Source organism: Streptomyces sp. PR69 (assembly GCF_026420845.1).
Lineage (GTDB): Bacteria > Actinomycetota > Actinomycetes > Streptomycetales > Streptomycetaceae > Streptomyces.
Map to the genome: position 1 here is coordinate 25,178 of NZ_JAOWCB010000036.1, position 25,900 is coordinate 51,077.

General features: G+C 74.0%; 21 protein-coding genes. 12 read left to right on the forward strand and 9 right to left on the reverse strand.

The window, feature by feature from the left end; genetic code table 11:
• Positions 1–148 precede the first annotated feature (148 nt).
• Complete coding sequence (locus OF819_RS25130) at positions 149–901, reverse strand: TVP38/TMEM64 family protein (RefSeq protein ID WP_267245909.1); 753 nt, start codon at positions 899–901, stop codon at positions 149–151.
• Between the two features lie 431 nt (positions 902–1,332).
• Here OF819_RS25130 and tuf point away from each other — a divergent pair, with 431 nt between their 5' ends.
• Positions 1,333–2,505, forward strand: a complete 1,173-nt coding sequence (gene tuf / locus OF819_RS25135) for an elongation factor Tu (RefSeq protein ID WP_267245910.1) — start codon at positions 1,333–1,335, stop codon at positions 2,503–2,505.
• Positions 2,506–2,711: 206 nt separating this feature from the next.
• Entirely contained in the window at positions 2,712–3,557 is an 846-nt protein-coding gene (locus OF819_RS25140; protein ID WP_267245911.1) for a spermidine synthase, read from the forward strand.
• Positions 3,558–3,589: 32 nt separating this feature from the next.
• On the opposite strand, the gene OF819_RS25145 is transcribed toward OF819_RS25140, so the two are convergent.
• Positions 3,590–4,615, reverse strand: coding sequence for a hypothetical protein (locus OF819_RS25145; protein ID WP_267245912.1), 1,026 nt, complete (start codon positions 4,613–4,615; stop codon positions 3,590–3,592).
• Between the two features lie 117 nt (positions 4,616–4,732).
• On the opposite strand from OF819_RS25145, the gene OF819_RS25150 reads away from it, so the two are divergent.
• The 3 genes from OF819_RS25150 to OF819_RS25160 all read left to right on the forward strand — a co-directional run bounded on the left by OF819_RS25150 (position 4,733) and on the right by OF819_RS25160 (position 6,600).
• Positions 4,733–5,185: a DUF4442 domain-containing protein gene (locus OF819_RS25150; protein WP_267245913.1), complete on the forward strand. Its 453-nt coding sequence runs from the start codon at positions 4,733–4,735 to the stop codon at positions 5,183–5,185.
• Between the two features lie 160 nt (positions 5,186–5,345).
• Positions 5,346–6,020, forward strand: a complete 675-nt coding sequence (locus OF819_RS25155; protein ID WP_267245914.1) for a DedA family protein — start codon at positions 5,346–5,348, stop codon at positions 6,018–6,020.
• Positions 6,021–6,063: 43 nt separating this feature from the next.
• The gene (locus tag OF819_RS25160) at positions 6,064–6,600 is read left to right on the forward strand and encodes a gamma carbonic anhydrase family protein (RefSeq protein WP_267245915.1); all 537 of its coding nucleotides are present in this window, start codon (positions 6,064–6,066) and stop codon (positions 6,598–6,600) included.
• 97 nt (positions 6,601–6,697) lie between these two features.
• Here OF819_RS25160 and OF819_RS25165 read toward each other — a convergent pair whose 3' ends face one another.
• Positions 6,698–7,123, reverse strand: a complete 426-nt coding sequence (locus OF819_RS25165) for an ATP-binding protein (RefSeq protein WP_267245916.1) — start codon at positions 7,121–7,123, stop codon at positions 6,698–6,700.
• A 261-nt stretch (positions 7,124–7,384) separates the two neighbouring features.
• Between OF819_RS25165 and OF819_RS25170 the strand changes: the two genes are divergently transcribed.
• The gene (locus OF819_RS25170; protein ID WP_267245917.1) at positions 7,385–10,276 is read left to right on the forward strand and encodes a LuxR C-terminal-related transcriptional regulator; all 2,892 of its coding nucleotides are present in this window, start codon (positions 7,385–7,387) and stop codon (positions 10,274–10,276) included.
• Positions 10,277–10,516: 240 nt separating this feature from the next.
• Positions 10,517–11,278, forward strand: a complete 762-nt coding sequence (locus OF819_RS25175) for an acyltransferase (RefSeq protein WP_267245918.1) — start codon at positions 10,517–10,519, stop codon at positions 11,276–11,278.
• Between the two features lie 65 nt (positions 11,279–11,343).
• On the opposite strand, the gene OF819_RS25180 is transcribed toward OF819_RS25175, so the two are convergent.
• Positions 11,344–11,751: a CoA-binding protein gene (locus OF819_RS25180; protein WP_267245919.1), complete on the reverse strand. Its 408-nt coding sequence runs from the start codon at positions 11,749–11,751 to the stop codon at positions 11,344–11,346.
• A gap of 125 nt (positions 11,752–11,876) precedes the next feature.
• Between OF819_RS25180 and OF819_RS25185 the strand changes: the two genes are divergently transcribed.
• The 3 genes from OF819_RS25185 (at position 11,877) to OF819_RS25195 (ending at position 17,344) form a co-directional block, all read left to right on the forward strand.
• The gene (locus OF819_RS25185; protein ID WP_267245920.1) at positions 11,877–12,503 is read left to right on the forward strand and encodes a YigZ family protein; all 627 of its coding nucleotides are present in this window, start codon (positions 11,877–11,879) and stop codon (positions 12,501–12,503) included.
• Positions 12,504–12,578: 75 nt separating this feature from the next.
• Entirely contained in the window at positions 12,579–13,748 is a 1,170-nt protein-coding gene (locus OF819_RS25190; protein ID WP_267245921.1) for an exonuclease SbcCD subunit D, read from the forward strand.
• Positions 13,745–17,344, forward strand: coding sequence for an AAA family ATPase (locus OF819_RS25195; RefSeq protein WP_267245922.1), 3,600 nt, complete (start codon positions 13,745–13,747; stop codon positions 17,342–17,344). The genes OF819_RS25190 and OF819_RS25195 overlap by 4 nt, the downstream gene beginning before the upstream one ends.
• On the opposite strand, the gene OF819_RS25200 is transcribed toward OF819_RS25195, so the two are convergent.
• Complete coding sequence (locus OF819_RS25200; protein WP_267245923.1) at positions 17,334–17,780, reverse strand: Lrp/AsnC family transcriptional regulator; 447 nt, start codon at positions 17,778–17,780, stop codon at positions 17,334–17,336. The two genes, OF819_RS25195 and OF819_RS25200, sit on opposite strands and share 11 nt — an antisense overlap.
• Positions 17,781–17,874: 94 nt before the next feature.
• Here OF819_RS25200 and OF819_RS25205 point away from each other — a divergent pair, with 94 nt between their 5' ends.
• The gene (locus OF819_RS25205; protein ID WP_267245924.1) at positions 17,875–18,378 is read left to right on the forward strand and encodes a rhodanese-like domain-containing protein; all 504 of its coding nucleotides are present in this window, start codon (positions 17,875–17,877) and stop codon (positions 18,376–18,378) included.
• 151 nt (positions 18,379–18,529) lie between these two features.
• Here the strand turns inward: OF819_RS25205 and OF819_RS25210 are convergent, their stop codons facing one another.
• From OF819_RS25210 to OF819_RS25225, 4 genes are all read right to left on the reverse strand, one after another.
• Positions 18,530–20,227: a DUF885 domain-containing protein gene (locus tag OF819_RS25210; protein ID WP_267245925.1), complete on the reverse strand. Its 1,698-nt coding sequence runs from the start codon at positions 20,225–20,227 to the stop codon at positions 18,530–18,532.
• A gap of 48 nt (positions 20,228–20,275) precedes the next feature.
• Complete coding sequence (locus OF819_RS25215; protein ID WP_267245926.1) at positions 20,276–21,688, reverse strand: GNAT family N-acetyltransferase; 1,413 nt, start codon at positions 21,686–21,688, stop codon at positions 20,276–20,278.
• A 100-nt stretch (positions 21,689–21,788) separates the two neighbouring features.
• Positions 21,789–23,372 carry an alkaline phosphatase D family protein gene (locus OF819_RS25220; RefSeq protein WP_267245927.1) on the reverse strand — a complete coding sequence of 528 codons (1,584 nt, stop codon included), beginning with the start codon at positions 23,370–23,372 and terminating at the stop codon, positions 21,789–21,791.
• 109 nt (positions 23,373–23,481) lie between these two features.
• Entirely contained in the window at positions 23,482–25,017 is a 1,536-nt protein-coding gene (locus OF819_RS25225; RefSeq protein ID WP_267245928.1) for a PLP-dependent aminotransferase family protein, read from the reverse strand.
• A 48-nt stretch (positions 25,018–25,065) separates the two neighbouring features.
• Between OF819_RS25225 and OF819_RS25230 the strand changes: the two genes are divergently transcribed.
• On the forward strand, positions 25,066–25,900 hold an 835-nt coding region (locus OF819_RS25230), incomplete at its 3' end, for a DMT family transporter (RefSeq protein WP_267245929.1).

Genomic DNA, 25,900 nt, shown 5'->3' on the forward strand with positions numbered 1-25,900 from the left:
GCCGATCGGGAGGCAGCGTAGCGTCCTTGGGTGACCGCCCCGCGCCAGCCCCCGCAAACGGGCCCGCACGGCCGCCGCTCCGCCGCCTTTCGAAGGCCGCCCGGCGTTCGGCTCGCCCGCCTCTCGGGCCCCGGCTCGGGCCCGCCGCTCAACGGCTGTGCAGTCGGTGGCGTTTGCGCCAGGCGACCACGGCCGCCGCGAGCCCCGTCAGCACGATGAACCCCATCGCGCACAGAAACGCCGGCGACGTCGGAGTGGTCGCCCGGCTGCCCGCGACCGCGTACGCGGCCGTGTTGGGGATGGAACCGAGGCCGGTCGCCAGCAGAAAAGGCGCATACCCCATGCGGGAGACGGCCGCGCAGTAGTTGGCCGCGGCGAACGGCACCCCCGGGAATAGCCGGATCGCCAGCATCGAGCGGAACCCATGGTGGCTCAACTGCCCGTCGGCGGCCGTCAGCCAGCGGCCTCGTACGAACGGCCGCAGCGCGTCCTGGCCGAGCACCCGGCCCAGGGTGAAGGCGATCCCGGCGCCCAGCACCGTCCCTCCGAGCGCCGCGGCCAGCCCGAGCTGCGCGCCGAACAGCGCGCCCGCCGCGAGATTCAGCAGCGGGCGCGGCACGAACGCGGCGGTGCACAGCCCGTACGCCACGGCGAACACCGCCGCCGCACCCGCGCCGCTCAGCTCCGGCGGCCACCCCGAGGCGAGCAGCCGCTGTGGCTCGTACAGCAGCACGGCGACGCCCGCGCAGGCCAGCACCGCGACCAGCGTCGCCAGCCGCAACCAGGGGGAGGACAGCACGGTCCCGGCCGGCCGGACCGGCCCGGACGGCGCCTCGGACACGGCGGCGGGACACGGGTCCGGGGAGGGGTCGGGGAGCGTACCGGGGACGAGGAGCGGCATCCGGGGAGACTAACCGATGGCCTGATGTGATCGCCGTAATGTAGGCGTATGACCGCTGTGACCGCCCGGACGACGCCGCGTCCCGGGTGCCCGCCATCCCGGACAGCTCCCTCGCCGGCGTAGCACCCCGCCCCGCTCAACCGCCCCGCGCCGAGCGGAAAACCACTCGACGCCGCGGACGCCGTACGCCACCATCGTGACCATGTTCCGGCACGCCTTCACCGCAGCGCCGTCCGCAGTCGCGGACGCGCCGAAGGCTGCCGTCGTCACCGCCCCGGCGCCCCTCGACGGCGCGCGAAGCTGACCCTTCCCGGACCGTCCGGAGGACCCCGCAGGGGAAGGGTCGGCAAGGCCCAGGGGTCCCCCTCCGCTCAGAGCGCTCTCCGCGCGGAGTTCACTTGTCGAGTTCCGGGAAGGAACTGCTTCCAGCCATGCCCAAGACGGCATACGTGCGGACCAAGCCGCACCTCAACATCGGCACCATGGGCCACGTCGACCACGGCAAGACCACACTCACCGCAGCCATCACCAAGGTCCTCAGCGACCGCGGGACCGGCGGCGCGTACACCCCCTTCGACCGCATCGACCGCGCGCCGGAGGAGGCGCGCCGCGGTATCACCATCAACATCGCGCACGTCGAGTACGAGACCGACACCCGGCACTACGCCCATGTGGACATGCCAGGGCATGCCGACTACATCAAGAACATGGTGACCGGAGCGGCCCAGCTCGACGGGGCCATCCTGGTCGTCTCCGCCCTCGACGGGGTGATGCCGCAGACCGCCGAGCACGTCCTGCTCGCCCGCCAGGTCGGCGTCGACCACATCGTCGTGGCGCTCAACAAGGCGGACGCCGGCGACGACGAGCTGACCGACCTCGTCGAGCTGGAGGTCCGCGAGCTGCTCACCGCGCACGGGTACGGCGGGGACAGCGCGCCCGTCGTACGCGTCTCGGGACTGCGCGCCCTCGAAGGCGACCCGCGCTGGACCGCGGCGGTCGAAGCGCTGCTGGACGCCGTCGACACCTATGTGCCGACGCCCGTCCGGTACACGGACGCGCCGTTCCTGCTGCCCGTGGAGAATGTGCTGACCATCAGCGGCCGGGGCACGGTCGTCACCGGCGCCGTGGAGCGTGGCACGGTCCGGACCGGCGACCGCGTCGAAGTGCTCGGCGCCGGGATCACCACGGTCGTCACCGGTCTGGAGACCTTCGGCAAGCCGATGGAGGCCGCCGAGGCCGGGGACAATGTGGCGTTGCTGCTGCGCGGGGCGCCGCGCGACGCCGTCCGGCGCGGGCATGTCGCCGCGGCGCCCGGCAGCGTGACGCCGAGCCGCCGTTTCCGGGCGCAGGTGTACGTCCTCTCCGCACGGGAGGGCGGCCGGACGACGCCCGTCTCCACCGGCTACCGGCCGCAGTTCTACATCCGCACCGCGGACGTCGTGGGCGAGGTCGACCTCGGCGGAGCGGGCGTGGCGGCTCCCGGTGACACGGTCTCCATGACCGTCGAACTGGGGCGGGCGGTTCCGCTGGAGCCGGGGCTCGGCTTCGCGATCCGCGAAGGCGGGCGGACGGTCGGGGCGGGCACGGTGACCGCGCTGCTCTGAGCTTCCGGGGGCTCCGCCCCGGACCCCCGCGCGGCAAGCTCCCCCAGCTGCCTCCCCCAGACTCCGTCCGGGGGTACTCCCACGGCGGTACCCCCAGGCGGGGCTGGATGTGCGCTTGAGGACACGGCCCAGGGCCGTACCGGGGGTCTGGGGGCCTTAAGCCCCCGGTTACGGGACGCGCGGCACGGCACGGGCACAATGGGGCCGTGGAGCCGCAGATACCCGTCATCCGCGACGTCGACCGCGGCGTCGCCAAGCTGATGCCCGATGTGGACCGGCCGCGCGGCTGGCTGCTCACCGTCGACGGCTCACCGCAGTCGTACGTCGACCTCGACGCCCCGGACCATCTGGAGTTCGAGTACACCCGGCGGGTCGCCCATGTGCTCGACGTCTTCGCCGAGGAGGGCGCACCGCTGGATGTGCTGCACCTGGGCGGCGGGGCGCTGACGCTGCCCCGCTATGTCGCGGCCCGCCGGCCCGGCTCCCGGCAGGACGTGGTGGAGGCGGACCGGGGGCTGCTCGCGCTGGTCGCCGAGCGCCTTCCGCTGCCGCCGGGCTCCGGCATCTCCGTGCACGGCGCGGACGCCCGCGCCTGGCTGGAGGCCGCCCCGGCCGACAGCGCCGATGTGCTGATCGCCGATGTCTTCGGCGGGGCACGCGTCCCCGCCCATCTCACCACCGCCGAGTACGCGCGGGCCGCCGAGCGGGTCCTGCGCCCCTCGGGGATCTATCTGGCGAATCTGGCTGACTCCGCGCCGTTCGCGTTTCTGCGCTCGCAGCTCGCCGCCTTCGCCCGGGTCTTCGAGGAGCTTGTGCTGATCGCGGAGCCGTCCGTGCTGCGCGGCCGGCGCTTCGGCAACGCGGTGGTCGTCGCCGCGCACCGGCCCGTCGACACCGCGGCCCTGGCCCGCCGCACCGCGGCCGACGCCTTTCCGGCCCGCGTCGAGCACGGCCGGGCGCTCGTCCGCTTCATCGGCGACGCGGTCCCGGTGGCGGACGCGGCGGCCGTACCCTCCCCGGAACCGCCGGACGGGGCCTTCAGCATCGGCTGAGGCCCCGTCATCTGGTGTGCGAGCGGCGCAGGTCAGCTGGCCAGCCGCACGGTGCTGAGGATCTTCTGGATCGTCTCGTCCGGGAGTTCGTCCTCGATGCCCGCGTTGGCGTACAGGATCCAGGTCTTGAAGTCGCCGCCCGCGTCCTTGAAGGAGAACGCGATGGACTTTCCGTCCGTCTCGCACTTGTTCTCCTTCTTCACCCCCTTGGCGGTGGCCGTGGCGACGCTGCCCTTCAGCCCGGACGCGGTGGTGTAGTCCTTGGCTTCGGCGACCTTCACCGTGCCCTTCGGCTCGGTCTGCGCGTAGGCGGCCCAGGCCCAGTTGCCTGCCTCGTTGTACGCGGCTTCGGCGGCGCTCTTCGCGCCCTTGCCGCCCTTGGAGCCGGCCGTGGCGAGCCCCCAGTCCTCCTTGCGCCCGTCCTTGTCGCTGTCGAACTCGCACCACTTGCTCTTGAGGTGCGCCGGGGCGGACATGCCGACGGCCAGGGAGCCGTCACCCTTCTTCTCGTCCTCGTAGCCGGTGATCACACCGGCGCCCGCGACGTCCCAGTCGGCCGGGACGTCGAACTGCGTGCCGTGCTTGGGGTTGGTGACGACCTTCCAGCCGGGGACGGTCGGCTTGGCGTCCTCGCCGCCGCGGGGGTTCTCCGCCGGAGACCCGGCGCTCTCGGCGGGCGCCTCCGGCTCGGCCGACGCGGAGGCGGACGGGGACGAAGACGCGGCGGCCCCCGCGCCGCCGGCCTTGTCCGATGTGCCCTTGCCGTCGTCCTTGAACACAACGACGCCGGTGATCACGGCAGTTGCGATGACGGCTGCGGCGGCGACGATCGCCGTGATCACCGTCTTCTTCTTCTCGTCCTTCGCCGGCTGCGGAGCTCCCGGCGGCTGGCCGGGCACGGCGTACTGCGGCACGGTCGGCTGCTGATACGGATTGGGCTGCTGGTAGCCCGGCTGCTGGTAGGGGTTCGGCTGCTGATGCCCCGGCTGCTGGTACGGATTCGGGTTCTGCTGCTGCGGATTCTGCTCGCCCCCGGGCGGCTGCTGTCCTGGCCACATGGCGAGTAACCATAGAGGGGGCCGGCCGCCGCCTCCACGTCCGCCCCCGCCGGGCTCGCCTGCCGCGCGCCGTCCGGGGATGGCCAAGCGACCTACTCGTGGGTAACATCACGGCTCATGAGCGCAGATCAGATGTCCGCCGGCGAGATGGTCGCCGCCTCGGTCCCCATGGTCAGGACCCTCAACCTGGAGTTCCTGGAGAGCACCCCCGAGCGGGCCGTCGTCCGGCTGCCGGACCAGCCCGCCTACCACAACCACGTCGGCGGGCCGCACGCCGGCGCGATGTTCACCCTCGCCGAGACCGCGAGCGGCGCCATCGTCATGGGCGCCTTCGGCGATCAGCTCAGCCGTGCCGTGCCGCTCGCGGTGAGCGCGGACATCGCGTACAAGAAGCTGGCGAAGGGCGTGGTGACCGCCACCGCCACTCTCGGCCGCCCCCGCGAGGAGGTCATCGCCGAGCTGGACGCGGGCGGCCGCCCGGAATTCCCGGTCGCCGTCTCCATCACCCGCGAGGACGGCGCGGTCACCGGAGAGATGACCGTCGTCTGGACGCTGCGCCCCCACAGCTGAGCCGCGGGCGAGCCGCCGCGGGCGGGCGGGACTCCCTCAGGCCGGGCCCCTCGCCGTTCCCGCTGGTCCGGCGGGGTAGGCTGCCCGGCGTGCGCCGCCACGGAGCGCACGCCGGGCAGCGCACGGGCGCAGCGGCACAGCACTTTCGGGAGGAACCGGCTTGCACGTCCAGGAGTGGCTCGAGACCGTCCCCGCGGTCAGCATCTACCTCCTGGTGGGGGTGGTGATCGGGCTGGAGAGCCTCGGCATCCCGCTGCCGGGCGAGATCATCCTCGTCAGCTCGGCGCTGCTCGCCTCCCAGCACGGCGAGATCGATCCCTACGTCCTCGGGGCCTGCGCCATCGCTGGAGCGATCATCGGCGACTCGATCGGCTATGCCATCGGCCGCAAGGGCGGCCGTCCTCTGCTGGCCTGGCTCGGCGGCAGATTCCCCAAACACTTCGGCGAAGCGCAGATCGCCATGGCGGAGCGCTCCTTCGAGAAGTGGGGCATGTGGGCCGTGTTCTTCGGCCGCTTTGTGGCACTGCTGCGGATCTTCGCCGGACCGCTCGCGGGTGTGCTGCGCATGCCGTACTGGAAGTTCCTCATCGCCAACGTTCTCGGCGGCATCCTGTGGGCCGGCGGCACGACCGCCGTCGTCTACTCCGTCGGGGTCGTCGCCGAGGCATGGCTCAAGCGATTCTCCTGGCTGGGGCTGGTCCTCGCCGTGGCCATCGGGCTCACCTCCATGCTGGTGCTCAAGAGCCGCGCCAAGAAGGCCGCCGCCCGCCAGGAATCGCCGGCGGACGGCGACCGGGCGGCCTCGGAGCGGGAACTCGTCGCCGCCGGCGACTGAGCCGGGCGAGCACCTGCGGAGGACCTGTGAGGAGGAGACGGCGATGACGGAACGCGCACTGATCGCGGCGGTCGGCGGAAAGGCCCCGCGAATCTCCCCGGACGCCTTCACGGCGCCCACGTCCGTGGTCGTGGGGGAGGTGACCATGGAGGCCGGCGCGAGCGTCTGGTACCACACGGTGCTGCGCGCTGACTGCGGCCCGATCGTCCTCGGAGCCGGCTCCAATATCCAGGACAACTGCACCGTCCATGTCGACCCCGGCTTCCCGGTCACCGTAGGGGCGCGCGTCTCGGTCGGACACAACGCCGTACTGCACGGCTGCACCGTCGAGGACGATGTGCTGGTCGGCATGGGCGCGACCGTCCTGAACGGGGCGCATATCGGCGCGGGCTCGCTGATCGCCGCGCAGGCGCTGGTGCCGCAGGGCATGCGGGTGCCGCCCGGCTCCCTGGTCGCGGGCGTGCCCGCCAAGGTCAGACGTGAGCTGACCGATGAGGAGCGCGAGGGCATCAAGCTCAACGCGGCGATGTACACGGACCTCGCCGAGGCGCACCGCGCTGCCGAGCCGCAGTCGCGCTGATCCCGCTGACCCCGCTGACCCCGCTGATCGCGCTGTGGGCGCGCCACTCGCGCCTCGCGCCTGAGCGGCGTACGGGCGGCGGGCGGTCCGCTTCTTCTCAGTGCGGCGGGCCCGGCTGCGGCGGCAGACCGCAGCGGCATGGGCCCGTGCAGCAGGCCGCCATCAGGATCTCGGCCACCACGACGCTCCCCACCTCCAGCCGGCGGGTCGTCGTACGGCTGGCGAAGGCGTCCACCAGCCGCAGCCCGTGGCCGCAGTCCGCGTCAGCGTCCAGGGGTTCCCGGCGGCGGGACGTGCGGTGCTTCCACCGGCCGCCGTCCCTCACCTCCGCCGTCAGCGTGTCGCCGCGCACCTTGATGGCCACCGCCACCCAGGGGCTGCCGCTGTGCAGCACCACATTGGCCACCAGCTCGCTGACGATCACCGAGAGCGCTTCATGGAAATGCTCCGCCAGCCGCCAGCGCCGCGCCACAGCCCCGGCGAAGTGCCGCAGCACCCGCGCGGACTCGGGGGTCGCCGGCATCGCGCACTGAGCGAGGCCTGAGGAACCGCCCGGTGGTGCGAGAGAGGAAGAAGGCAGGCGGGAGGTCTCCTCTGATGCGATCACGTCGGCTCCTTCTGCCCGGGCGGCTGCCCGGGCGAGTGTGTGACGGCCGGGGCCGAGAAGCCCGCCGTCATCTCCGCGCGCAGGGTCGTCCGGCCCTGGTCCGGCAGCTCAAAGCTTCCCGCGGTGCGCCCCGCGCGCAATCAGGGAGACTGAAGTACGGATACGTAAACAAATGAAATGCCCGGAATTGTCTATGAGGGTGAGCGGGTGAGCACACTGGGTGAGCCCTTCAGCGACGTGACCTGGGAGCGGTGGCTGCGGCAGAGCCTCATGCGCACCGCCCGCCGGCCGTCCCTGCTGTTCGTCGAGGGAGCGGCAGGGCTCGGCAAGAGCCGCCTGGCCGGCCGGCTGCTCGAATCCCCCGCGGCGGCGGACCGGAGGCGCTTGACCCTCGCTTTCACCACGGCCGGGATGCTGCTGGAGCACCGACCCGCCGGGCAGATCCGGCAGCAGGCCCGGGCCCCGACCCATGCCCCCGCTCCGGCCGCCGCTCCCCAGCTGCCGGACCCGGCCGCCGAGGCCCCGTCCGGCAGCCGCTACCCGGATGCCGCCGCCCTGGCCGCGGACCTCGCCGAACTGCTGCACCCCGACGGGCCGGCCCTGCTCGTCGCCGAGGATGTGCACCTCGCGGGGCCGGACGGACTGGACCTGCTGCGGCGGCTGCTGGAGCAGCCCCCGGACGCCCTTGCCGCCGTCCTCACCTACCGGCCGGAAGAACTCCCCGAACCGGCCCTGCCGCTGGGCGCGGCCGTGAACTACCCCGCCGCCCTGTCCCTGCTGCACATCCGGCTGGAGCCGCTGGACGCGGACCAGGTGCGCCGGATCCTTCAGGAGCGCCTCGGAGCGGAGTCCTGCACGCCCGCCCTGGCCGCCCGCGTCCACCACCTCAGCGGCGGCGTGCCCCAGGTCGTGGTGGACCTGGTGCGCCAGCTCGAAGACGTCTGCGGCCCGAAGGAGCGGTACGCGGCCCGCGACGTGGACGCGGCGGGGGTCCCCGCGCGCCTGGCCCAGCTGGTGCTCGGACGCCTCGCGGCACTGCCCGGCGAGCACCGTCCCCTCGTCCACGCCGCGGCCGTGCTCGACCGGCCCGCCGCCGCGGACGAACTCCGCGCCGTCGCCGCCCTCGACCCCGACGCGGCCCGCCGCGCCCTTGAGGAGGCGCTCGCCGCCGGCGTACTCGAGGAGAAGGGCCTGGACCGCTACGGGTTCCCCGCACCGCTGGCGGCCACGGCCGTCTACCGGGAACTGCCCGGCCCGGCCCGCCAGGACCTGCACCGCAGAGCCGCCCGTGTCCTCGCCCGACGTCAGCCGGTCCCCTGGGACCGGCTCGCCGAGCACCGGCGCCTCGGCGGCGGGCCCCTGCGCGGCTGGCTCCAGGCCGCCGAACGGGCCGCCCGGCAGAGCGCTGCGGCAGGGGACCACCAGAAGGCCGTCGGCCTGCTCGAACAGGCGCTGTCCCACCCCGCGGTGCCGGTGCCCGTACGGGCCCGGCTCGCCCCCCTTCTCGCACACAGCGCCGTCCTGGGACTGCACACCGAACAGACCGTGGCGGTGCTGCGGCAGATCCTCTCCGAGCAGTCCCTGCCGCCCGTCGTACGCGGCCAGATCCGCCTCGACCTCGGGCTGCTGCTCTACAACCAGGCCGGCATGGGCCTGGAAGGCTGGGTGGAGCTCGAACAGGCCGTCGACGAGCTGGCGGAGCGCCCCCCGCTGGCCGCTCGCGCCATGTCCGCGCTGGCGATGCCCGTGATGTCCGCCGTGCCCCTGGAACGCAACCTCGAGTGGCTCGAAAAGGCGCAGAAGGCGGCGGCGGGCAGCGGGGACGCCGAAGTGCAGGCGGCGGTGGCGGCCAACTGCGTCGCCGCGCTGCTGGAGACCGGCGACCCCGCGGCCTGGGAGGCCGTCGAGTCGCTGCGCGCCGGCGCGGACGACGCCCTGCGCGCCCCGCATATCGCGCGCGGACTGGTCAACGCCGCCGACGCGGCACTGTGGCTCGGCTATCTGCCGCGCGTCGGCGAACTGCTCGACGAAGGAGTCGACCTCGCCGCGGCCAGCGGGTCCACCTATGTCGAACAGGACGGGCGCGGCACCCGGCTGCTGCTCGACTGGACAGTCGGAGACTGGACCGGCCTGTCCGCACGGGCGCGCGCCTTCATCGCCGAGGGCAAAGTGATGCCGGGCCCCGCGGCCGACGCCCGGATCGTCCTCGGCCTGCTCGCACTGGCCCAGGGCGAGTGGCAGCAGATGGCCGCCTGGCTGTCCGGCGACGGCCATCCGCTGCCCGCCGGCTCCCCGCTGCCCCACGCGGCCACCGCCTCCGGCGCACTGGTGCGCACCGCGCTGGCCCGCGACGACCTGGACACCGCCGCAGCCGAGGCTGCCGCCGCCTGGGACCGGCTGCGCGACAAAGGAGTATGGGCCTGGGCGTCCGAACTCGCCCCCTGGGCCGTCGAGGCCGCCGCGCGCGCCGGACGCCGCCGGGCGGCGCAGGACCTGCTGGACGAATTCGAAGCCGGCCTCAAGGGACATGTCGTGCCCTCGGCCGCCGCCTCCCTCAGCTGGAGCCGCGGCGCGCTCCACGAAGCGGTCGGCGAACCGGAGCAGGCGACCGCGCACTACCGGCAGGCCGCCGTGCAGTACGAGCGGATGCCACGCCCCTACCCGGCCGTGCTCACCGCGGAGGCCGCGGCACGGTCCGCGCTGGCGTGCGGTGAGAACCCCGAGGCGGCCGTCGGCGAACTCACCGCCTGCGTGGCGAAGCTGACCGAACTGGGCGCCACCTGGGACGCGGCCCGCGTACGGGCCACCCTCCGCACCCACCAGCCCGCGCCGGAACAGCCCCGCCCCCGTGGCCGGCCCGGCTACGGCGACCAGCTCTCCCCGCGCGAGCAGGAGGTCGTCGACCTCGCCTCGGCGGGCCTGACCAACCGTGAGATCGCCGCGACGCTGCATCTGTCGCCCCGCACCGTGGAACAGCACGTGGCGCGGGCCCGCAAGAAGCTGGAGTCCCAGTCCCGGGGCCACCAGCTCACCCGGACCAACCGGAGCCGCACCACGGGCGGCCTCTAGCCGCGCCCGTCGCAGCCTTTCCCCGAACCCTGGGGGCTCCGCCCCGGACCCTCGCGCCTCAATCTCCCCCAGACTCCGTCTGGGGGAGATTGAGGCGCGAGGGGCTGCACAATCAAGCCCCGCCGGCGTTTGAGGCGCGGGGGTCTGGGGGCGGAGCCCCCAGTTTCGGGAAGGGGCGGGGAGGGGAACATCACAGCCCGCACCGAAGATCACCGGCACCCCGCGGACTACCGTAAACCCGTGCCCACGAACAGAAACACGTTCTCGTCGGCGGCCTCCTCCGCGCTCCACCGCGCCGCCACCTGGCGTCGCCGCGCCCTGACCCGGGCGGTCCACCGGGGCTGGGCCTGGGTGCAGGACGCCGGGGCGGTCACCGCCGAGCGCCCGGGGCGGCTGCGGTTCCGGCGGCTGGGAGCGGGGACCCGGCTTGCGTTCCCGCAGGGCACCGTCTTCGGTGAGGCGTGGATCGAGCTGGGCGACCACTGCATCATCGGCGAGCAGGTCACCCTCACCGCCGGCATGATGCCCGGCCTCGATCTCGGGCCCGACCCGATCCTCACCCTCGGCGACGGGGTGGTCCTCGGCCGCGGCAGTCATGTGATCGCCGACACGCGGGTGACCATCGGCTCGGACACGTACTGCGGCCCGTATGTCTACATCACGTCCACCAATCACAGCTACGACGACCCCCAGCAGCCGGTCGGCAAGCAGTGGCCGCGCACCGAACCCGTGGAGATAGGCCCCGGCTGCTGGCTGGGCACCGGCGCGGCCGTGCTGCCGGGAGCCCGGCTGGGCCGCAATGTGGTGGTCGCCGCGGGCGCTGTCGTCCGGGGCGAGGTGCCCGACTGCTCGGTGGTCGCCGGGGCCCCCGCCAGGGTCGTACGCCGCTGGGATCCGGAGGCCGGCTGGCAGCCGCCGCTGCGCACCCCCGCGCCCGTGCCCATACCGGAGGGCGTCACACCGCAGCAGCTGCTCGCTCTGGCGGAGCTGGAAGAGGACTGACGGCGGCTCGCGGTCGGTCCAGCCGCTCAGTCCAGCCGCTCAGTCCAGCCGGTCAGCCCAGGCCGTCAGCCCAGGCGGGGGATCTCGATCGCGGGGCAGCGGTTCATCACCATGTCGAGGCCTGCCGCACGCGTCCGCTCGTACGCCTCCTCGTCGACGACGCCGAGCTGGAACCAGACCGCCTTCGCCCCCTTGGCCACCGCCTCGTCCGCGATCCTGCCCGCGAGCTGCGAGTTGACGAACACACCGACCACGTCGACGTCGAAGGGTATGTCGGCGAGCGTCGCGTACCCCTGCTCGCCGTGCACCGTCTCCGCCTTCGGATGCACCGGGACGATGCGCTTGCCGTAGCGCTGGAGGACTTCCGCCACGCCGTGCGCCGCCCGTTCCTCGTTGTTCGACAGGCCCACCACGGCCCACGTGTCGCCCGTCTCGGTCAGTATCCTGCGGATGGTCTCTGCGTCTGCGTGCATACCCGGCACAACCCGCACCTCCCGCGCCGCATTCCCCCGGACGCGCTCAGGGGCAGGGGCAGGGGCCAGGCCACCCGCGCAGGAGCCCGCACAGCAGCCCGCGGCGGCTCGCATAGGGTGGCCTGATGCAGGAGCAGTACCGCACGGTCGCCCGCGCAGGCGTGCACGAGAGCGAAATCAACCGATCGCGTTTCATCTGCGCGCTCGCGCCCGCCGCGACCGAGCAGGAGGCGCAGGAGTTCATCGCGCGTATCCGCAGGGAGCACCCGACCGCCACCCACAACTGCTCCGCATACGTCATCGGCGCGGACGCCGCCGTGCAGAAGGCCAGTGACGACGGCGAACCGGGCGGCACCGCGGGCGTGCCCATGCTCCAGATGCTGATGCGCCGCGACGTCAGATACGCCGTGGCCGTCGTCACTCGCTATTACGGCGGTGTGAAGCTCGGTGCCGGCGGGCTCATCCGGGCCTACGGGGGAGTCGTCGGCGAAGCTCTCGACGCGATCGGCACCATCACCCGGCAGCGCTACCGGCTCGCTTCCGTCACCGTCGACCACCAGCGCGCCGGAAAGCTGGAGAACGATCTGCGCGCCACCGGCCGGGCAGTCCGCGATGTCCGTTATGCGGAGTCCGTCACTATCGAGATCGGACTGCCGGACGCCGACGTCGACGCCTTCCGCGCCTGGCTCGCCGACGCGACGGCCGGCGCGGCCAGCCTCGAACTCGGCGGCGAGGCGTATGGCGACGCCTGAGCAGGCGACGCCGGAGGGCGGTGAAACACCCGAAGCCGCATGCGCTGTCAGTGCCTGCCGATACGCTCACGGATCATGAGACTCCTGCATACGTCGGACTGGCACCTGGGGCGCTCGCTCCACCGGGTCAGCCTTCTCGACGCCCAGGCCGCCTTCCTCGACCACCTGGTCGACACCGTGCACGCCCGCGACGTGGACGCGGTGCTGGTGGCAGGAGACGTCTACGACCGCGCCGTGCCGCCTCTCGCCGCCGTCGAGCTGTTCGACCGCGCGCTGCACCGGCTGGCCGCCGCCGGCGTGCCCACGGTCTTGATCTCCGGCAACCACGACTCGGCCCGCCGCCTCGGCGTCGCCGCCGGGCTCATCGACCGCGCCGGGATCCATCTGCGCACCGACCCGGCCGACTGCCACACCCCGCTCGTGCTGCGCGACGCCCACGGCGACGTGGCCTGCTACGGCCTGCCCTATCTGGAACCCGCCCTGGTCAAGGACGAGTTCCAGGCCGAGAAGGCCGCGCACGAACAGGTCCTGACCGCCGCCATGGAGCGGGTGCGGGCCGACCTCGCCCAGCGGCCCGAGGGCACCCGCTCCGTCGTCCTCGCCCATGCCTTCGTCGCCGGAGGCGAGCCCAGCGACAGCGAACGGGACATCGCCGTCGGCGGAGTGTCCGCCGTGCCCGCCTCCGTCTTCCACGGCGTCGACTACGCGGCCCTCGGCCATCTCCACGGCTGCCAGACCCTCTCCGAACGCGTCCGCTACTCGGGTTCGCCGCTCGCGTACTCCTTCTCCGAGGCCCGTCACCGCAAGAGCATGTGGCTGATCGACCTCGGCCCGGCCGGCGAGATCGCGGCTGAACGGGTCGACTGCCCCGTGCCGCGTCCCCTCGCCCGGCTGCGCGGCAGACTCGACGACCTCCTCGCCGATCCGGCCCACACCCCCTGCGAGCAGTCGTTCGTCGAGGCCACCCTCACCGATCCGGTGCGCCCGGCGGAGCCCATGGCACGGCTCGCCGCACGCTTCCCGCACACCCTCAGCCTCCTCTTCGACCCCGACCGCGGTGAAGAGGACCCCCACGCCACCTACGCCCAGCGCCTCAGGGGGCGCAGCGATGAGCAGATCGCGGAGGACTTCGTGGCCCATGTACGCGGCGGCAGCGGCCCCGACGAGCAGGAACGCGCCGTGCTGCGCGAGGCGTTCGAGGATGTGCGCGTCACGGCGGATATGACTCAGGCGGCCGCCCGGTGAGACTGCACACCCTGACCGTCACCGCCTTCGGCCCCTTCGCCGCCCGCCAGCACATCGCCTTCGACGACCTCGCCGACGCCGGACTGTTCCTGCTGCACGGCCCCACCGGGGCGGGCAAGACATCCGTCCTCGACGCCGTCTGCTTTGCCCTGTACGGCGCGGTGCCCGGCGCCCGCCAGAGCCCCGGCGCCTCTCTGCGCAGCGACCACGCACCTCCCGGCGTCCTCACCGAAGTCAGCCTTGAACTCACCGTCGCGGGGCGGAGACTGGAGATCACCCGGCGCCCCGCGCAGCCCCGCCCCAAGGCCCGCGGCACCGGCTTCACCACGGAACGCGCCCAGAGCCTGCTGCGCGAATACGACGCGGAGAGCGGCGCATGGAAGGCGCTCAGCCGCTCCCACCAGGAGATCGGCGAAGAGATCGGCCAGCTCCTGGGCATGAGCCGGGACCAGTTCTGCCAGGTCGTGCTGTTGCCGCAGGGGGACTTCGCACGCTTCCTGCGCGCCGACGCCGAAGCCCGCGGCAGACTCCTCGGCCGGCTCTTCGACACCCGCCGCTTCGCCGCCGTCGAAGACCGCCTCGCCGAGCGGCGCCGCGCGGCGGAACACCAGGTGCGGGCCGGTGACGAGAAACTCCTCGCACTCGCCCACCGTATGCAGCAGGCCGCGGGCCCCGCCGCGGACGGCCTGCCCGCCCCGCGGCAGCAGCCCGGCGACCCCGGACTCGCCGCGGCCGTCCTGGAGTGGGCCGCCGTCGCCCGCGCCGGGGCCGGGGAACGCCGCGACATCGCGCAGAGCGCCCTCGACGCCGCCGAGAGCCGCAGGACAGCCGCCCTGCACGCCCTGGACGCCGCACAGGAACTCGCCCGGCTGCAACAGCGGCACGCCGACGCCCGTCGCCGCTCCGATGCGCTCCACGCCCGCCGCGCCGAGCGGGAACAGCTCCAGGAGCGGCTCGACCGGGCCCGCCGCGCCGACCGCGTGGCCACCGCGCTGCGGCTGCGCGACGACGCGGAGCGCGAGCACCGCGAGGCGAGCGCGGCGCACCGGCGGGCCGCCGCGCAGCTCCCGCCCGAGAACGCCGACGCGGGCGCGGAACACCTCTCCGCGCTCGAACGACAGCTCCGCCAGGAAGCCGGCGGGCTCGACGCCGCCCGCCGCGCCGAGACCCGCGACGCCGAGCTGGCCCGGGAGCTGGCCGCGCTGGACCGGCAGGCACGCGCCGACGACGAACTCCTCCAGGAAGCCGACGGCTGGCTCGCCGGCTGGGACACGGTCCACGACGGCCTCAGACGGCGCATCGCCGACGCGCAGGAGGCGGCCACCCGCGCCGAACACCTCGCGGGCCGCCTCGACCCCGCCCGCCGCCGCCGGGACGCCGCCCGCGAGCGCGACCGGCTCGCCCTGCGCGCCGAAGAGGCCGTGGAGCTGCTGAGCCGGAGGCGTGACGAGACGGCCGCCGCCCGGGAACGCTGGCTCGACCTCAAGGAGCGCCGACTGCGCGGCATCGCCGCCGAACTCGCCGGCGGGCTCACCCCCGGCGACCCCTGCGCCGTCTGCGGTTCCCCCGACCACCCGGCCCCGGCCCGCACCACGGCCGACCACGTCGACCGCGCCGCGGAAGAAGCGGCCTACGCGCGCTATGCGGAAGCCGACGCCGACCGGACGTCCGCGGAACGCGAACTGGCCGTCCTCCATGAGTCGTTCACCGCGGCCCGCACCCAGGCCCGCGCCCCGGGACCCGGCGGCCCCGCTGGGATGGTGCCGCTGCCGCGCCATTCCGCCGAATCGGCCGGCCGGCCCGCCAGGAGCCCCTCCGCACCGAAGCCGCCGGTCGCACCGGACACCGCCGGGGCCGGGGCGACCGCCCGCGCCCCGCAGCCCTACGCTGCGGGCCGCTCGCGTCCGGACTCCGCCGGGGCGCCCCCGGCGGCGGTCGACTCCGCCGTGGCGTGCACGCCTGCCGCCCCTGCCCGGGGGCCCGGGGGCCCGAGCGGCTCTTCCTGCCCGGACACCGCGTCGGCGGCGGATTCGGCCGCCGTGCGGGCAAATCCGGTCGCGACCGACTCCGACGCCACCGCGGGCGCGGCGGGGGAGGGGACCAAGGCGCAGCGCCACCCGGCCGCGGTGGACCCCGCCGCGGCTTGTACGGCGGCCGATGCGAGGGCTGACGCGCCGCGCCCCGGCGGCGCGGGCGGCTCCTCGCCTCAGGACGCCGCTTCGGCGGCGGAACCGGCGGGCGTCGTGCCTGGCCGCCCGGGTGTGGGGGACGCCGCCGTCGTCGCCGACAGGCGGGCGTTCCGCCTCACCGCCGAGGACCCGGCCGCGGCCGAACTGGAGCGGCGTGTCGCGGATCTGGAGCGCGAGCACGAAGAGGCACACCGCGTCGCCTCCGGCCTGCACGCAGCGCAGGAAGCTCTGGAGCGTGCCGAGCGGGAGCACCGGGAGCGGCTGGACGCCCGGCAGCAGGCCGAGCGGCGGGCCGCCGCCCGGATGTCGCGGCGCGAGGCGCTCGAACGCGAACAGGCCGGGCTGCGGGACGAGCTGGCCCGGGCCCGGGGCGGCGCGGGCAGTGTCGCCGAGCGGGCCGCCCTGCTGGAGCGGGGCATCCTGACGCTCTCCTCCGCCGCCGAGGCCGTACGCGCCGTGGAGGACAGCGCCCGGCGGCTGAAGGAGGCCGACGACCGCCTCGCGGACGCGGCGTTCCAGGCCGGATTCGACACACCGCGCGCCGCTGCCGCCGCCCTGCTGGACGACACGGAACAGCGCGAGCTCCAGCACCGCGTCGACGCCTGGCACACCGAGGAGGCGGCCGTGGCCGACCGGCTTGCCGAGCCGGAGACCCGGGCCGCCGCCGAACAGCCGCCCGCCGACCCCGGCATGGCCCGCGCCGCCCATGAGGCCGCCGAGCGGCGGCTGCGCGACGCCGCTTCCAGGCTGGCCGCCGCCCGCGAGCGCTGCGCCGAACTGGCCCGCCTCTCCCGCCAGGCCGCCGCCGAGGCCCGCGGCCTCGGCCCGCTGCGCGAGGAGTACGACCGCATCGCGCGTCTCGCCGGGCTGGCCGCCGGCACCTCCGCCGAGAACGAACGCAAGATGCGCCTGGAGTCCTACGTACTGGCCGCCCGGCTCGAACAGGTCGCCGCCGCCGCGACCGTACGGCTGCAGCGGATGTCGGCGGGCCGCTACACCCTCGTCCACTCCGACGCCCGCACCGGAGGCAAGCGCTCCGGCCTCGGGCTGCATGTGGTCGACGCCTGGACCGGCCGCGAACGGGACACGGCGACGCTCTCCGGAGGCGAGACCTTCTTCGCCTCGCTCGCACTGGCGCTCGGCCTCGCCGACGTCGTCACCGAAGAGGCGGGCGGAGTGCGGCTCGACACCCTCTTCATCGACGAGGGCTTCGGCAGCCTCGACGACCAGACCCTGGACGAGGTCCTCGACGTCCTCGACTCCCTGCGCGAACGCGACCGCAGCGTCGGCATCGTCAGCCACGTCCCCGACCTGCGCCGCCGCATCCCCGCCCAACTGGAGGTGGTCAAGGGCCGCGCCGGCTCCACGGCCCGCCTGCGCACCGCCGCGGACGCGCTCAGCGGCTGACGGCACGGTGGGGGAGCGGCGAGGAGTAGACCACGCTCGTGGTGACGGAGCCGAGCGCCCCGATCCGTCCCGAGATCTCCTCCAGATGGCTCATCGAGCGCGCCGCCACCTTCAGCACAAAGCAGTCGTCGCCGGTGACATGGTGCGCCTCCAGGATCTCAGCGGTCGCCGCGAGCAGATCGTGGAACGGCTTGTAGTTCCCGTTCGGATAGCGCAGCCGCACATACGCCAGGATCGGCAGCCCCAGTTTCTCCCGGTCCACCACCGCCGCATAGCCGGAGATCACCCCGGCCTCCTCCAGCCTGCGGACCCGCTCGGTCACGGCGCTCGGCGACATCGACACGGCCCTGGCCAGCTCGGCGAAGCTGACCCTGCCGTCCTGCTGCAGGACATCCAGAATGCGCCAGTCGGTGGCATCCGGTGAAAACGCGGTCATCGACCCTGAATAGCAGGGGATTCCACCGCCGATCAAGGCCGGTGCCGTGGAACGTGCCTTCAGCGGGCGGAAGAGAGGCCATAGTTTTCCAGGCATGACGACAGCGCATCGCACCACGGCCCCGGCCGGCCACCCCGTCCTGCGGACCCCGCCGATGTCCCCGCCGGCGTCCCCGGCGGCTGCCGCGGCCTACTTCAGCGCCGCCCTGGCCTTCCACACCGACTGCTCCGACGTCGCCGCCGCGCTCGCCGCGGACGACGGTCCGGGCTTTGTCCTCCTCGACTCCCGCTCGGCCGAAGCCTGGGACCAGGGGCATGTCCCCGGCGCCGTGCATCTGCCTGGCGGCCGGATCGCCCAGCGGGCCGGGCAGCTGCTCGACAGGGCCGTGCCGGTGGTCACGTACTGCTGGGGCCCCGGCTGCAACGGCGCGACGCGCGCCGCACTCGCTCTCGCGGAACTCGGCTACCAGGTCAAGGAGATGCTCGGCGGCTTCGAATACTGGGTGCGCGAAGGCTTCGCGTACGAGACGGCCCAGGGCGCCGCCAGCCGCGTACCCGATCCGCTCACCGCGCCTGCCGGCGCCGCCTGCGGCTGTTGACGGCCCCGTCCCCGGGGCGGCCGGGGCCGAGGGCAGCGGTCCGCCCAGGCGCATCCGGTGAACCCGGCACGGTCCGGGGCCGTCGACCGGCGGTCCCCCCGGCCCGGCGCAGCGCGCGCCGGGCCGGGGGGAGTGAGCACCGCCCGTCCCGTCAGAGCTTCGACAACTCGTCCACCAGGTCGTCCAGACCCAGCGACCCCTGTGACAGCGCCGCCATATGCCACGCCTTCGCGTCAAACGCCGCGCCGTGCGCCCTGCGGGCGTTCTCCCGGCCCAGCAGCCATGCCCGCTCGCCCAGCTTGTAGCCGATCGCCTGAGCGGGCATCGACAGATACCGGGTCAGCTCGCTCTCCACGAAGTCCGCGGGCCTGCTGCTGTGCATCCCGAAGAACGTCTGCGCCAGCTGCGGCGTCCAGCGCTCACCCGGCCGGAAGGGCGAGTCGGCCGGGATCTTCAGCTCCAGATGCATGCCGATGTCCACGATCACCCGGCAGGCGCGCATCATCTGGGCGTCGAGATAGCCGAGCCGCCGCTCCGGGTCGGGCAGGAACCCCAGCTCGTCCATCAACCGCTCGGCATAGAGCGCCCAGCCCTCCGCATTGGCGCTCACCTGCCCGATCGTCGCCTGATAGCGGGAGAGCCGGTCCGCGACATGCACCCACTGCGCCATCTGCAGATGATGTCCGGGCACGCCCTCGTGGTACCACGTGGACACCAGGTCGTACACCGGGAAGCGCGTCGCCCCCATCGTCGGCAGCCAGGTCTGCCCGGGGCGGCTGAAGTCCTCCGACGGCGGGGTGTAGTACGGAGCGGCCGCGCCGCCCGGAGGGGCGATCCGGGACTCCACCCTCCGCACCCGCTCGGCGAGTTCGAAATGCGTGCCGTCGAGCGCGTCGATCGCCTCGTCCATCAGATTCTGCAGCCAGACCCGCACCTCCTCGACACCCTCGATGTGCTCGCCGTGCTCGTCGAGGTGCGCCAGCGCCTCCCAGGGGCCCGCGCCCGGCAGGATCCTGTCCGCCTCTTTCCGCATCTCGCCCAGCAGCCGGTGGTATTCCGACCAGCCGTACGCATACGCCTCGTCGAGATCGAGGTCCGTGCCGTTGAAGTACCGCGACCAACGGGCGTACCGCTCCCGGCCCACCGTGTCGGCCGCGCCGGACACGGCGGGGGCGTACACCTCGCGCATCCAGCCGCGCAGCTCGTCCAGCGCGGCGCTCGCGGTCCGGGCCGCCTCGTCCAGCTCGGTGCGCAGCCGTTCTGGACCGCCCGCGGCGAACTCCTCGAACCAGCTGCGGCGTCCGCCGCTGCCGCCCTCGCCGAGCCATTGGCCGAGCTGGCCGATGAACGTGCCGGCGGCGCGCGGGCCTCCCGGCAGTCCGCGGTCGAGGCCGAGTGCCAGCGACGCCCGGTAGCCGTCGAGCGTCTGCGGCACCGCCCGCAGCCGCCGCGCCACCGCCGCCCAGTCCTCCTCGGTCTCGGCAGGCGTCACGGTGAACACCTCGCGGACGGTGTGGGCGGGCGAGTGGATATTGCTCACCGCCCGCAGGCCCTCCTCCGCCTCGTGCACGGCCAGTTCGGCCGTCAGCCGCTCCCGGAGCAGCCGTCCGCAGCGCCGCTCCGCGTCGTTGTTCGCCTCCGGCTGCTTCTCCGCCTCGTCGAGTCTGCCGAGGGTGTCCCGGGCGAGGTCGGCAAGTGCCTCCTGGCCTGCGGGGGAGTAGTCGGGCAGCCGACTCGAGCTCTGCTGGTGTCCCAGATATGTGCCGATGGCGGGGTCGAGTTCGATACGGGCGTCGACATAGGCGTCGGCGACCTGTCGGGGCAACGCGTTGCTGGAAGTGACTGGCATGCGCACATCCTCATACGAGGACGGGCCCCGCGTCACCATCATTCGATCTCAGGCGACAACCGGCGGTGACGGGGAGACCGCCGGCGTCATGTCCAGCCGTGCCGTGATGACCAGCGTGCCCTCCTCGATCTGGTAGTCTAGGGGGAGACCGAGGCCGCGCATCGCCGCTGCCATGCCGGTGTTGGAGGACCGGGTGACCGCGTAGACGCTCTCGCAGCCCGCCTCGATCGCCAGGGCCGTCAGCCGGCGGAGCAGCTCGGAGCCGATGCCGCGGCGCTGCCACTCGTCCTCGACCAGCAGGGCGACCTCCGTCTCGTCCCCGTCCCACAGCAGATGGCCGAGGGCCACGAGCCTGCCGGACGCCGTCTCGACGGCCAGGGTGCGGCCGAAGCGGGGGCTGAGCAGATGGCTGAGATAGCGGTCGGCGTCGCCCACGGGGCCGTGGTACCGCTTGGCCAGGGTCTGCTCGGAGCAGCGGTCGTGCATGGCGCGGGCGGCCGGCAGATCGCTCTGGTCCGCCCGGCGCACGGTGATCTCATTGCCCTCGGGGAGCGTGAGGACGTCCTGGCTGCGCGGGACGCGCGGTCCGAGCCGGGTGTCCAGCTCCACCAGGGCACGCGCGCGGGCGAACTCCGTGGGGGTGAAGGGCAGATAGGGGCGCTCGACGGTGATCGACCCGCCGTTCGGGTCGCGCAGCCGCATGACGGTGTCCTTGTCCTCCAGCATGCCTTCCACGGGCGGCGTCTGGCCGGTGGGGCGGCCGGTGAGGGTGAGCGCCGGGCGGGAGTGGATGGTGCAGCGGCCCAGCAGCTGACGCAGAGCGAGCGGGAGTTCGGCCGCGTCCAGGGCGGTGCGGGTGGCCAGGCCCAGGACGCGGGTGGGGGTGTCCACGAGATCGTGGGCGTCGGCGCGCTCGATCCAGGTGCCTGCGCCGCCCGCCGCGGCGATCTCCCTGGTCAGCTTATGCGCGGGCAGGGCGGCGGGGGCACGCAGCAGGAACTCGTCCACCGTGCCCTCGGCGAGCGGATGCGTCTGCAGGGTGAGGATGTCGACGTCGTGCCGGGCCAGCGCCGTGCACAGCGCGGCCAGGCTGCCGGGGGCGTCCCGTACGGTCGTGCGCATCCGCCACAGCGTGGTCTCCCGGGCGGGCTGCCCGCCCTGCCCCGCCGGCGCAGCGGCCGCGCCGCGGCCCCCGCCGACGTCAGCGGCATCGGCGCCGGCGGCTTCGTCCGCCGGAGGCGCATGGCTGTGGCGGCGCGCCCACCAGGTGTGGAACGCGGCCGTGGCCACGAGGACCCCGGCTGATCCGAGCAGCAGCTCAGGGCCGTCGGGACCGTGGCCGATCAGATTGGCCACGGCGTCGGCGACGGCGACGGCGGTGAACAGGGCGGCCAGCTCGACGAGATCCCGCCGCCAGTGGTGCGGACGGCGGGCACTCTTCGCAGAAGTCACATCTGTCATGCCTTCAGCGTGACCGAGCGGTGTTGCGTGATCACGAACGCCTTGTGACTGATGGGTTAAGCGGGTATCTGGGTGACTCTTGACTGATTTTTAACGATTGCTACTGCCCCACTCGTCCCGGCTGCAGCGTCGTACTGAACAGCACTGTGCCGCCCTCCGCCCGCAGCCGCACCGTCAGCTCGCCGCTCCCGCCGTCCACGGCCACCTCGCCGAAGTGCTGCGGAGCCTCCATCGGCGACACGTTCGCCCGCGTGGGGGCGTGGACGAACACCCGCTCCGGGCCGAACGTCCCGTCCAGCGCGTTCGCCGGGAAACCGCCGGCCGCCAGCGGACCGGAGACGAACTCCCAGAACGGCGCGAAGTCCTTGAACGCCGCCCGCTCGGGAGCGTAGTGCTGGGCCGCCGTGTAGTGCACATCGGCGGTCAGCCAGAACGTGCCCGTGATCCGGCGGCGCCTGATGAACCGCAGCAGCTCCGCGATCTGCAGCTCACGGCCCAGTGGAGCCCCCGGATCGCCCTGCGCGACCGCTTCGATGTCCGCCGGCCCGTCCGGCACCACCAGACCCAGCGGCATGTCCGCGGCGATCGCCTTCCACACGGCGCGGGAGCGCGACAGCTCCCGCTTGAGCCAGGCGAGCTGCTCGGCCCCCAGGATGCCGTCGCGGTCCGACGTCTGGCGTCCGGGCGAGTTGGCGTTCCGGTACGACCGCATGTCCAGCACGAACACATCCAGCAGCGGGCCGTAGCGCACCACCCGGTGCATCCGCCCCTTCCGCCGTCCGCGGACCGGGAGCGTGGAGACCGGGAAGTACTCGGAGAACGCGCGCAGGGAGCGTCCTGCGAGCACGTTGACGTTCTTCTCCGTGTAGCGGGGGTCGTCCAGGATCTGCCCCGGATACCAGTTGTTGCGCACCTCGTGGTCGTCCCACTGCACCACCGTGGGCACCTGTGCGTTGAACCGCCGTACGTTGGCGTCGAGCAGGTTGTAGCGGAAGTTTCCCCGGAAGTCGGCGAGCGTCTGCGCCACCCGCGACTTCTCCTCGGTGGTGACGTTCCGCCAGACGCGGCCGTCAGGAAGCGTCACCGACGGTTCGATCACCCCGTCGGCGTACACGGTGTCGCCGCTGCACAGGAAGAAGTCCGGGTCCAGCCCGCGCATCTCCGCAAAGGCGCGGAAGCCCCCGATGTCCGGGTTGATGCCCCAGCCCTGGCCCGCGATGTCCCCGGACCACAGGAACCGCACCCCGGCCCGGCGGTGTGCGGGCGCGGTGCGGAACGTGCCGTACACCGGTTCGCCGGTACGGCGCGGATCGTGCGGGTCGGCAAGGGTGACCCGGTAGTGGATCTGCTCGCCGGCGGGCAGACCGCGCAGCGGCACCGTGCCGGTGAAGTCCGTGCCGGGGCCGAGCAGCGGACCGTGGCAGCGGCGGGAGCGGCGGAACGACTCCGTCGCCGAGACTTCCACCGCCATGCGCGCGGGCCGGTCGGCGCGCACCCACACCAGCGCCGACGAGCAGGTCACATCGCCCGTCTGGACGCCCCAGGCCGCCCGTGGACGGCCGGACAGCGCGAGGGCGGGAGCGGCGGCTGACACGGGCAGGGCGAGCGCCGCAGAGGCGGCGACCGTGCCGCGCAGCAGGGAGCGGCGGTCGGGGGACGGACTGCGACGCTCAGTCGATGACATCGGTGCGCCTCCAGGCGATGGACTTCACCCGAGCTGCTTAGCGCCCCTTCGCGGCGGCGTCATGAACCCGATGTGAACAACCGCCCCCGGAGGCCCTCGTCACACCGTGTCAGCCCGTTGCCGCGTCCGCCAGCAGCCGCACGCCGCGCACGATCTCCGCGGGCGTCAGATGGGCGTACCCCAGCACCAGCCGCACCGCGGCGTCCGGCGTCCGCTCCGCGGGCTCCCGCGCGGGGGTGCGGAAGTCGGCAAGCGGCCGTACGGCGATCCCGGCCGCGGCCGCCCGCTCAAGGAACCGCGGCTCGGGGCCGTACCCCTCGGGCAGCCGGGCGATGATGTGCAGCCCGGCCGCGATGCCGCTGACCTCCGTGCCCGGGAAGTGCTCGGCGAGCGCCGCCGTCAGCGTGTCCCGGCGCTCCCGGTAGGCGCGCTGACAGCGGCGCAGGTGGCGGTCGTACGCGCCGCGCACGACGAAGTCCGCCAGCACCGCCTGGTCGAGCACCGGATGGCCGAGGTCCATGGTGCGTTTGCGGCGCACCACGGCCCCGGCGAGGCGTCGCGGCACCAGCAGCCAGCCGAGCCGCAGCCCCGGAGCGAGCGACTTGCTGACCGAGCCGGTGTACGCGACCCGCTCCGGGTCGAGGCCCTGGAGTGCGCCGACCGGGGCCCGGTCATAGCGGAAGTCGCCGTCGTAGTCGTCCTCCACGATCAGCCCGTCCACGGCGCGCGCCCAGTCCAGCAGCGCGGCGCGGCGGCCGGGGGAGCAGGCGACGCCGGTGGGGAACTGATGGGCCGGGGTGATCACCACGGCCCGTACGCCGCTGTCGCGGAGCGGGCCGGGCGTCAGGCCGCAGCCGTCGAGCGGCAGCCCCTCGGCACGCAGCCCGGCGGCCGCGAACAGCCCGCCGTGCTCCGGACTGCCCGGGTCCTCCACCCCGACCGCACGGTGCCCGCGCTCGCGCAGTGCGAAGCCCAGCAGGCTGAGCGCCTGGGCCACGCCCGAGCAGATCACCAGTGACTCGGGGTCCGCGACCACGCCGCGCCGCCGGGCCAGCAGGGCGGCCAGCGCGGTGCGCAGCTCCGGCAGGCCGCGCGGATCCGGGTAGCCGAGGGCATGGCGCTCAAGGCGCGTCAGCGCCGCCTTGTGCGCCGCCGCCCACGCGGTGCGCGGGAACAGGGACAGATCCGGAGTGCCGGGCCGGAAGTCGGCCGTCGCGCCGGGAGCGCGGGGCGCGAGATCGCGTGCCGGCGCCGCTCCCGCGCGCACCGCGTCGCCGACCCAGGTGCCCGCTCCGCGCCCGCTGCGCAGATAGCCCTCCGCGGTGAGCTGTTCGTACGCCTCGGTCACCAGCCCCCTGGAGACGCCCAGGTCCGCGGCGAGCTCCCGGCTCGACGGCAGCCGGGTGCCCGCGGCCAGCCGCCCGGACCGCACCGCCTCGCGCAGCGCCGACTGCAGAGCACGGCCGCGGCCGCGCGGCGGGGCGGAGGCCGCGGGCAGCAGCAGCTCCCAGGCCGCCGCCCACACCAGGCCGCCTCCGGGGCCCGCCCCGGCATCCGCACCCGAACCGCCCGCCGAACCGCCCGCCGAACCGGCCACCGAATCGTCCCCCGCACCGGTCCCCGAATTGGTCCCCGAAACCACCATGGAAGTGGACCTTAAACCGGTCCGCCCGCCGCGCCTAGCGTCGGCCGCATGAACACCCACTCCCTGCGCGGGGCGCTGCTCGCCGCCTTCGCCTGCCTCCTCGTGGGCGCGTCCTTCACCGCCAACAGCGTCCTCGGCGGCTACCCGTACGCCGGCGGCCAGGCGCTGCGCTACGGACTGGCCTTCGTCCTGCTCCTGCCGCTGCTGGGACGCGGCGGCGGCGCGCCCCTGCGCAGGCTGACGGCCCGTCAGTGGGGGCGGCTTGCGCTGCTCGCGGCGGTCGGCATGGTGGGCTTCAACCTGTCGGTGCTGGCGGCGGAGCGCACCGCGGAGCCTGCCGTTCCGGGAGTGTTCGTCGGCTGCGCGCCCGTGGCCGTCGCCGTGCTGGCCCCGCTGCTCGACGGCCGGCGGTGCGCGCGCCCGGTGCTGCTGGGCGCGCTGCTGGTGGCGGCCGGGGCGTTCACGGTCCAGGGGTGGGGGCGCACGGACGCGGCCGGGATCGCCTGGTCGCTCTGCGCGCTCCTCGGCGAGGTCGGGTTCGCCCTGCTCGCGGTGCCCTTGGTGCGTCCCCTGGGCCCCCGCCTGCTGTCGGCGGCGGTGTGCGGAATCGCGGCGGCGGAGTCGGCGCTCATCGGACTGGCCGTGCACGGCAGCGGCATGCTGCCCGTGCCCACCGCCGCCGAGGCGCTGGCGCTGCTGTGGCAGGCGGCGGTGGTGACCGTGGTCGGCTTTGTCTGCTGGTACCGGGCCATGCAGCACATCGGCGCCGAGCGCGCCACGCTCTTCTCCGGGCTGATCCCGGTCTCCGCTGCCCTGACCGCGCCGCTCGTCGCCGCGGGCGCGTACGGGCTGCCGCAGGCGCTGGGCAGCGCCCTGGTGGCGG

Bases quoted from the DNA above. Each gene is read 5' to 3' on its own strand.
- OF819_RS25130 (WP_267245909.1), bottom strand. From the start codon at position 901: ATGCCGCTCCTCGTCCCCGGTACGCTCCCCGACCCCTCCCCGGACCCG.
- tuf (WP_267245910.1), top strand. From the start codon at position 1,333: ATGCCCAAGACGGCATACGTGCGGACCAAGCCGCACCTCAACATCGGC.
- OF819_RS25145 (WP_267245912.1), bottom strand. From the start codon at position 4,615: ATGTGGCCAGGACAGCAGCCGCCCGGGGGCGAGCAGAATCCGCAGCAG.
- OF819_RS25150 (WP_267245913.1), top strand. From the start codon at position 4,733: ATGAGCGCAGATCAGATGTCCGCCGGCGAGATGGTCGCCGCCTCGGTC.
- OF819_RS25160 (WP_267245915.1), top strand. From the start codon at position 6,064: ATGACGGAACGCGCACTGATCGCGGCGGTCGGCGGAAAGGCCCCGCGA.
- OF819_RS25165 (WP_267245916.1), bottom strand. From the start codon at position 7,123: ATGCCGGCGACCCCCGAGTCCGCGCGGGTGCTGCGGCACTTCGCCGGG.
- OF819_RS25170 (WP_267245917.1), top strand. From the start codon at position 7,385: ATGCCCGGAATTGTCTATGAGGGTGAGCGGGTGAGCACACTGGGTGAG.
- OF819_RS25180 (WP_267245919.1), bottom strand. From the start codon at position 11,751: ATGCACGCAGACGCAGAGACCATCCGCAGGATACTGACCGAGACGGGC.
- OF819_RS25185 (WP_267245920.1), top strand. From the start codon at position 11,877: ATGCAGGAGCAGTACCGCACGGTCGCCCGCGCAGGCGTGCACGAGAGC.
- OF819_RS25190 (WP_267245921.1), top strand. From the start codon at position 12,579: ATGAGACTCCTGCATACGTCGGACTGGCACCTGGGGCGCTCGCTCCAC.
- OF819_RS25200 (WP_267245923.1), bottom strand. From the start codon at position 17,780: ATGACCGCGTTTTCACCGGATGCCACCGACTGGCGCATTCTGGATGTC.
- OF819_RS25205 (WP_267245924.1), top strand. From the start codon at position 17,875: ATGACGACAGCGCATCGCACCACGGCCCCGGCCGGCCACCCCGTCCTG.
- OF819_RS25210 (WP_267245925.1), bottom strand. From the start codon at position 20,227: ATGCCAGTCACTTCCAGCAACGCGTTGCCCCGACAGGTCGCCGACGCC.
- OF819_RS25215 (WP_267245926.1), bottom strand. From the start codon at position 21,688: ATGACAGATGTGACTTCTGCGAAGAGTGCCCGCCGTCCGCACCACTGG.
- OF819_RS25220 (WP_267245927.1), bottom strand. From the start codon at position 23,372: ATGTCATCGACTGAGCGTCGCAGTCCGTCCCCCGACCGCCGCTCCCTG.
- OF819_RS25225 (WP_267245928.1), bottom strand. From the start codon at position 25,017: ATGGTGGTTTCGGGGACCAATTCGGGGACCGGTGCGGGGGACGATTCG.